This is a genomic window from Paraburkholderia sp. RL17-380-BIE-A, from assembly GCF_046028085.1.
In the GTDB taxonomy this organism is placed as follows: Bacteria; Pseudomonadota; Gammaproteobacteria; order Burkholderiales; family Burkholderiaceae; genus Paraburkholderia.
On record NZ_JARESQ010000038.1, the window covers coordinates 1 to 7,800 of the forward strand.

Sequence of the window (7,800 nt, forward strand, 5' to 3'; positions counted from 1 at the left end):
CCTCGCCGTCCGTGAGGCGAACAATCAGTTGGTCAATTCCGAAAGCATGATTGAGTCGCTAAGCCAGGCGAGCGAAACCCATCAGGCAGAAAGCCTGAAAGACGGCTACGACTCATTGAAGTCCTTCACGGACGCGACGCAAAACAGTGTCACAGGCGCCGCAAGCGACGGCGGCAATACTGCCGGCGGTGGCACGGGCAGTGCGAACGCGTTCAAGGAACCTATCATGCTGTTTGCGACGCCAGCAGGCATTGCAATGTCGACGCAGAAGTCGGCTCACATTGCGGCAAACGAGCATGTCAATCTGGTCAGCGGTCAGAGCACGCACATCGCAACCGGCAAATCGCTACTGGCAAGCGTTGGCGAGAAAATCAGCCTGTTCGTTCAGAACGCAGGCATGAAGCTCTTCGCGGCGAAAGGCAAAGTAGAGATTAAAGCGCAGTCAGACAACGTCGAACTCACCGCGCAGAAGACATTCAGGTTGCTCTCGGCAACCGAAAAAATCGAAGCAGCCGCCGATCAGGAAATCCTTTTGACAAGCGGCGGCGCATACATCCGCATATCTGGCGGCAACATCGACATCCATGCGCCGGGAAAGGTCGATGTCAAAGGCACGCAGCACAGCTTCAACGGCCCGACCAGTCAGGGCTATCCGCTGCCCGCCGCGCGTCCCGATCAACCAGGGCAACTTGAATTGCTGCATCAATATGCGAACGGCGAGGCGTTCAAGGGCGGAACGTTCTCGGTGCTGGACGCCAACGGCGCAATTCTACGCAAAGGCGCGCTGGACGGGAGCGGCCACACGATCGTAAGCGGCTTGCCGGCCGGTGCTGCACAGGTCCAGTTCGGCGAGGATCCGCGCAACCAGTACGACCCGTCCAGCGTATTCAAGACCGCGACATGGCCTGCACAGCCGCCTCAGTCAAGCGGCGTCGCCACATCGGCACTCTCGCGGCTTGGTGGGTTGTTGCCGTCCGCCACCGACGCCGGTAAAGCGCTTTCCGGCGCAACGCAGTTCGCGAGTGTGGCGGGACAGGCGGCGCAAGGCAGCAGTGGGCTGACGCAGGCACTAGGCGGCCAGGCAGTCGGACTCGTTCAAGGCGCACTTTCGCAAGCCCTTCCGGGGCAAGCCAGTGCCGCCTTGTCGAAGGCGAGCCAACTGGGCGCCGCGGCGAAGCAGATCAGCACACTGGCGCAAACCGCGCGCGCGTCCGTACCTGCATTGACCTCTCTCTGAAGCACGCGTCAGACGCGAAACCTCACCTTCCCAGAAATAACCGCTATGGCCGAGTCTTCCAGTGTGCTACTTCCCAAACCGACAGAGGTGTTCGTCGGTCCGTTGCTCCAGATAGAAACTGTGGATGTGAGCGCTGGCATCAAGGCCTGTGATCGCTGGCTGCGCAGCATCAGCGATGACTTCATCACCATCGAGCGCATCCAGATGGTGGCCAACGCCTTGCCGGTCGTAGCAAACATCATGGCGGCCGTGGATCTTGTGCTCGACATCAAGGACATGGTCGAGCACGGCCAGCAACGGAAAGATCCCGATGTGTTCGACTGGATGAACCTCGGTCTCGACCTGATCGGTATCATCCCGATTCCGCTTGGAACTGCCGAATTTCGCATGGGCGCGCGGCCGGTAATGAAGCTGGTTCGACAAAAGATCGTCGAAAGCGGCAAAGCGATCGGAGAGGCGTCGTTGCAGGTGATGCAGACTGCACTGTTGCAAGCGGTGATCGACAGCCTGAGCGAACAGTTCGCCGGCCGGATACAAAGCTTCGTGGACGGCATCAAAAAGGAACTGGACAGCCTGCTCAAGACCTGTGCGGAGTACATCGAGAAGTTCATGCTGGGCTTCGCTCATCTGTTCGCTCAGGCGGCCGGTGACGAGCCGCTCAGCGCAGCGGGAAATGTCCGTGCGGCTGGCCAACACCTAGACCAGGCCGCCGCTGGATTTGCGGCTCATGATGCCCGTAAAACCGCCAGCAGTCTTGGCCATCTGATCGTCGATTTCGTCAAGATCGAGGCGAAGGGGCTGATCAATACCGGCACGTACGTGGCGAAGGCGCTAGACGTCTCGTATCAGAAACCGTTACGTGAGATGGCGGCCGCGTTGCGGGCGATGGTGCCAATGGTCAAGGAGCGAATCCTGGCACTTGGCGGAACGGATGCTGGCAAGATCGGCTGGCTGATCAACCTCATTCAGGTCGCAATCGAAAAGAAGCGCGACATCCTGGCGCGTCAGCGCTTGCATTCGACCGGCATTAAAGAGCGTGGCACGACGAAAGTGCATCGTCAGGAGGGGGAGGGACAGAAGGAGACATTGCGGCATACGGAGGATGCGAAACATCCGGGCCCCAACGACGGCAAGGTACATTGTCCAAGACCATCCCCACCTGCTCGCACCAGTCACTCAGTGGGCTTTGCGCTGGGTGACGAGCGGCTGAATCATCAAGATTTCGTTCTCCCCGGCGCGATGGCGATCGATTGGACAAGAACTTACCGTTCGTTCTTCGACGCGAACGACGAGCGAGGCGAACTGGGTGCGCGCTGGATCACCGCGTACACCACGCGGCTCGATATATGTCCCGACAAACTGGTGTATCACGACGCCACGGGACGGAGCCTCAATTACCCCCTTCTTGCACCGGGTGATGAGCACGACGACCGGTCCGAGGGGTTCACGCTCCTCCGTCTCGATGAGCAATGGCTGACGCTTGCGCGCGACCATGTGCTGCTCGAAGTGTACGAAAAGCGAAACGACGCTTTTCGTCTCGCGTTCTATCGCGACAAGTCGGGAAACCAGGTCACGCTTGACTATGACGAGGCGCACCGTCTGCACCGGCTGATTACGCCGCAAGCCGTGGTGGCGTTCCGATACGACACCCACGATCGAATCATCGAGGTAACTCGCCACGACCTGGAGGGCAAACGAGTCGGCACGCTCGCTACGTACGCCTACAACGCCGACGGCGACTTGATCGGCGCAATGGATCGATTCGGCAACCGACGTGAGTATGCTTATCGCCATCACCTGATTACGCGCTACACGGATCGGACCGGACGAGGAATGAATCTCGAATGGAGCGGCGCCGATCCAAAGGCCAAATGTGTCCGCGAATATGCGGACGACGGCAGTCGTGATACGCGACTGGCCTGGCATCCGGATTTCCGGAAGGTGAGCGTGACGGACGCAACGGGCAACGTTACGCAGCACTACTACGATCTGCACGGTTATACGTTCCGTATCGTTTATCCCGATGGTCGCGAGGAGTGGATGTATCGCGACACCAATCACAATCTTGTCCAGCATGTCTATCCGGACGGCACTAGCGAGCGCATGACCTACGACGCTCGTGGTCGATTGGCGCGACATGCTCGCGCGGATGGCAGCACGATTGAAATGGTCTACGACGAAAAGGACCACATGGTTCAGATCGTCGACCCCGAGGGGCATGCCTGGAAGCGTGCTTATGACGATGCTGGCAACGTGGTGGAGGAAACGGATCCGCTAGGCCATTCCACGAAATACAGCTACAACGCACAGGGCTTGCCTATCGAGGTAACGGATGCCAAAGGCGGAGCCAAGGTCATCGCTTACAACGAAGCTGGGCAGCTGACCTCATACACGGACTGCTCAGGCAAAACGACGGCTTGGGAGTACGACGTCGATGGGCGCCTAAAAGCCGTAAAAGACGCGGCGGGTGGCACGACGACCTACCGCTATGGTTCGAATGGTTTTCCTCAGGAAATCCAGAGTCCGGCCGGGATCGAACGCATTCAGTTCGACGCCGAGGGGCGCTTGCTGACGAGAACCGACCCGCTGGCGCGCACCACTCAGTACAGCTATGACGGCGCTGGGCGGATCGCCAGCCGAATCGATCCAATGGGCCATTCTCTGAGCTATGGTTACGACCGGCAGGACCGTCTGGTTCGGCTGACCGATCAGAACCAGGCTACCTATCAGTTCAAGTACGATCCCGCCGGCCACCTGCTCGAATCGATCGGTTTCGACGGGATGCTGACTCGTTACGACTATGACGCGGAAAGCGGTCGGTTATGCGCGATCGAGGAAGGCGGACAGAAAACGCATGTGGACTTCGATCGAGGTGGCCGGCTGACGCGCCGCGCCAGCGGCGAGGCTGAGGAACGATTCGCCTACGACGCAATGGGGCGATTGATCGATGCCCAGAACGCCTATAGTCGCGTACAGCATTTCTTCGATGCGACGGGCAACCTGGTACGCGAGCATCATGCCTACAATCTGTTCGGTGTGCAGCGTAGCTACGTGTGGCACCACGCCTACGACGAGCTGGGTATGCGGGTTCGAACGGTGCGACCGGATGGTCACGCGATCGACTGGCTGACCTACGGCTCCGGCCACGTTCACGGCATGGCGCTCGATGGTGATGAACGTCTTCAGATTGAGCGTGATGATCTTCACCGCGAAATTCGGCGCACGTTCCCCAACAAGATTGTTCAGCGCACGGACTACGATTCGGCGGGACGGATGCTGCGGCAAACCATCCAGCGCGGCAACGCGCCGGCGCCGCTTGCTGCACGCATGTATCGTTACGATGCGGCCGGCCAGCTCTCACACATTGAGGATAGCCGTAAGGGCCTGACGGATTATCGCTATGATCCGCTCGGCCGGCTGGTCGAATCGATTGGTCCGGGTGGCACGGAACGTTTCTCGTTTGATCCTGCGAGCAATCTGCTCGATGCGGGCAGTCCTGAGCATGCCCGAAGCCGGATGCCGCCAAGCCCATTGCGCCCGGAAAATACGTTGCCGCCAGAAATGCCAAAGGTGCTTGGCAATCTTCTCAAGAGCTATGCGGGCATTCACTTTGCCTATGACGAGCGCGGCAACCTGATTGAAAAACGATCACCGGGATCGGTTCAGCACTTCGAATGGGATGCGTTCAACCGGCTGATCAGCGCCCGAACCGAAAGCGTGACGCAGCACGCCGAAGCGCGGTATTACTACGATGCATTTGGTCGTCGGATAGCCCGGGAGGTTGGAGGTAAGCGCGTCACTTTCGGCTGGAGTGGCAATGCGCTGGCGTATGAAAGCGACGAAGACCGAAGCACGCACTTTTTATACGAAGCCGGATCGTTCGTGCCGTTAGCCCAATACGTTGGCGAACCGGTATCGGGCATGCCCACACCAGTGCGCGGCGAGGACCATCGCTACACACCGGAGGACGATCCGCTGCAACGCATCCACGAGCCGGTCTCGAATGCGCAGATGTTTTACTACCATTGCGATCAGATCGGAACACCGCATATTCTGACTGACGACGAGGGAGATGTTGTCTGGGACGCTACGTACAGGGCAATGGGCGAGGCCCGCGAAGTGATCGCGCGTGCTTCGCGCGTGACGGGCGTCACACCGCATAACCCCCTCCGTTTTCAGGGACAACAGTTTGATGAAGAGACTAGGCTGGCGTATAACCGGCATCGCTACTACGATCCAGATATAGGGCGTTTCGTCAGCAAAGACCCAATCGGTCTCGATGGTGGGATCAACGTTTACGCCTACGGCAGAAATCCCGTCAGTTGGACTGACCCTCTTGGGTTGGAAGGCACGACCGATATCCCCAGCATGATGGCCGCCGGCTGGCAAGGCAAAGGCAACTATCCCGGCGTAGATGCATGGACGGACACAGTCCTCCCGAAAGGCACGCTAGTTGCGCATGGTGCACCAGGTACGAGTAACTTTGTGACAACGCTAGATGCAGTAGACGGAAGTCAAGGGTCGAAATCAACAATGTTCGGTGCCCTGCAGGTCGCGCCGCACCCGGAAAAGGGATTCCGACCGGGAATGACCGTGTGCGAACTCACTGCGGATACGCCCGCGGCAGGTGCCAAGGCGCTGGCAAACCCACAGCATGGTCCTGGCAACGCACAGCAGTACTTCATTCCCGACGAGGGCTTGTCCAACCTGAAACCGCTCTACAGTGTCCCATTGACTAAACCATGAACATCGATACAACGAACGGTACCCTGACGGTCTGTCAAAGTGTCATTCCGTCGACGCTGACATTGCAAGAATTCCTGGCCTCCGCCATGTATCAGCCTCACACGAAGGTGCTCGAGAATGGCCCTTTCGTGACGTACAAGATAGAGTCAATATGCGACAACCATAAGTACATATCGACGTTGTACTTTCAGTCCGGTCTCCTTGATTCGATTTCACTGTATGTCTCTGACTCAAGCCCGGTGACAGGTTGGGGGAGTTGGAGCAAAGCCGAGGAACAGAAGCGGTTGCAATCTCTTGTGGATCTTCTCACACAGCAAGGAATTGCCAACGGACAGCGCTTTGCCTGGGGCATTGTGAGTGCTTCGTACGATCAGCGTTCAGGGGACTCAAGCATTACGATCAGACATACGCGGCCGTAGATAGATATTCAGTGAGTTCGGTCTAAGACGATGTGATCGTCGGTATCTAGGAACGCGTCGAATGATTCCTCGATGCAGCATACGTCGACGGCGGCAGTCGCTCGTAGACGGCCATGTTTGATTTTTCCACGGGCACGCTGACCATTGATGCATCTACGAACCTGTTTCATGGCGGGCCTTCGCCTGACGACCGGCCGTTGATCGGGGCAACGGAACTGGCGAAGTACGGCGAGTGGGAAAACTAAGGCATCAAGAACGTGACGGTTTGGGGGAAAACCTTTGATGTGGCGGCTTGCTATTGCAACAAGAAGCTTGCAATGATCGACTTCTTATGGGTAGACGGCGTCGCCAAGAAAACCGACTGGTCAGCGACTGAAGACGACCTTGTGAAGGAAAGGAAGACGCTCTCGAAAATGGTCGTTTCGGAAGCGCAACAGCCTTGCGTGTCTTCTATGATCGGCTCGGATACTTTTGTCTTCAACTGGGTAACGCATACGGTACGGGCCGATCTGCGCTCAATGGTTGTCACGACTAGTGTCGCGTACACCGACTCGAAGGAAGAGTAGGCGGGTGACGTAGCGGCTCACCAAATAGGAATGAACACCCGAGAAATCTCAAGCCCCAGAGACATCATGAAACGATTTCTAATTTTGAATGGTGACAGGACGACAGCTAGCGGCGTCGTTCAGACCGTGTCAACCACCATTCAATTGAGCGATAAAAACGTTGCCCACTAAGGGGGATCCAGTCGCGTGCCCTGCTTGCAATACAGCGGGGAAATGCTGGCTTTGATCGGAGCGCCGAGACCTATTCAATGAGTAGATTAGAAAAGATCGCGGACCTTCGGATCGTCGACCGCCGCCCCGGTTACGACAAGGTCAATAATCCTCAGCGATTGAGCGTTGCGGAATTGGCGCCTGTTGGCCTTACGTGGCAGTCGGGCGGCGTTCAACACACCATTCACAGTCAGGCGGGCGTGAGTGGACGACTTCTTGGTGACGCGAGCGGTATCGCAGTCATTGAAGGGCCATACGACCCTTCGGCGAATCGGGCTTATATGGCCAATGCAGACGGGTCATTAAGGGCGCGATTTTCCACACAAATCGGAGCCGAGTGTGTCAGGTTTTATGACGTGATCGAAGCTAACGGCTCAGTCGCATTTCTGGCTGCGGTGCCTGGAAGAGACGTTCGTATCGAAGTGCGAGAAGCGGACGGTGCCATGGTGCAAGTCACAGAAAGTCGGTAAGTGCATGTCGACGCGATGAACGACGGCCTGAGGCCTTAGTGCGACTCGACGATCACCGCGTTCGACGCGTCGTGTCCAATGATGGCCGGGGCGCATCGCAGGTCGTCAAACTGGATTAGATTCGAACGGCTGCGGTAGACCTAGGAAACACA

General features: G+C 57.8%; 4 protein-coding genes. All 4 read left to right on the forward strand.

From position 1 onward, the window contains the following. Positions 1-1,237: DUF2345 domain-containing protein (locus P0D68_RS35320; protein ID WP_408303715.1), on the forward strand; the 1,237-nt coding region annotated here is incomplete at its 5' end. A 45-nt stretch (positions 1,238-1,282) separates the two neighbouring features. Beyond that, positions 1,283-5,983 (forward strand): RHS repeat-associated core domain-containing protein, encoded by a 4,701-nt coding sequence (locus P0D68_RS35325; protein WP_408303714.1) that lies wholly within the window; start codon positions 1,283-1,285, stop codon positions 5,981-5,983. A gap of 532 nt (positions 5,984-6,515) precedes the next feature. Further along, positions 6,516-6,647 carry a hypothetical protein gene (locus P0D68_RS35330; RefSeq protein ID WP_408303713.1) on the forward strand — a complete coding sequence of 44 codons (132 nt, stop codon included), beginning with the start codon at positions 6,516-6,518 and terminating at the stop codon, positions 6,645-6,647. Between the two features lie 72 nt (positions 6,648-6,719). Further along, positions 6,720-6,968, forward strand: a complete 249-nt coding sequence (locus tag P0D68_RS35335) for a hypothetical protein (protein ID WP_408303712.1) — start codon at positions 6,720-6,722, stop codon at positions 6,966-6,968. Positions 6,969-7,800: the final 832 nt, after the last annotated feature.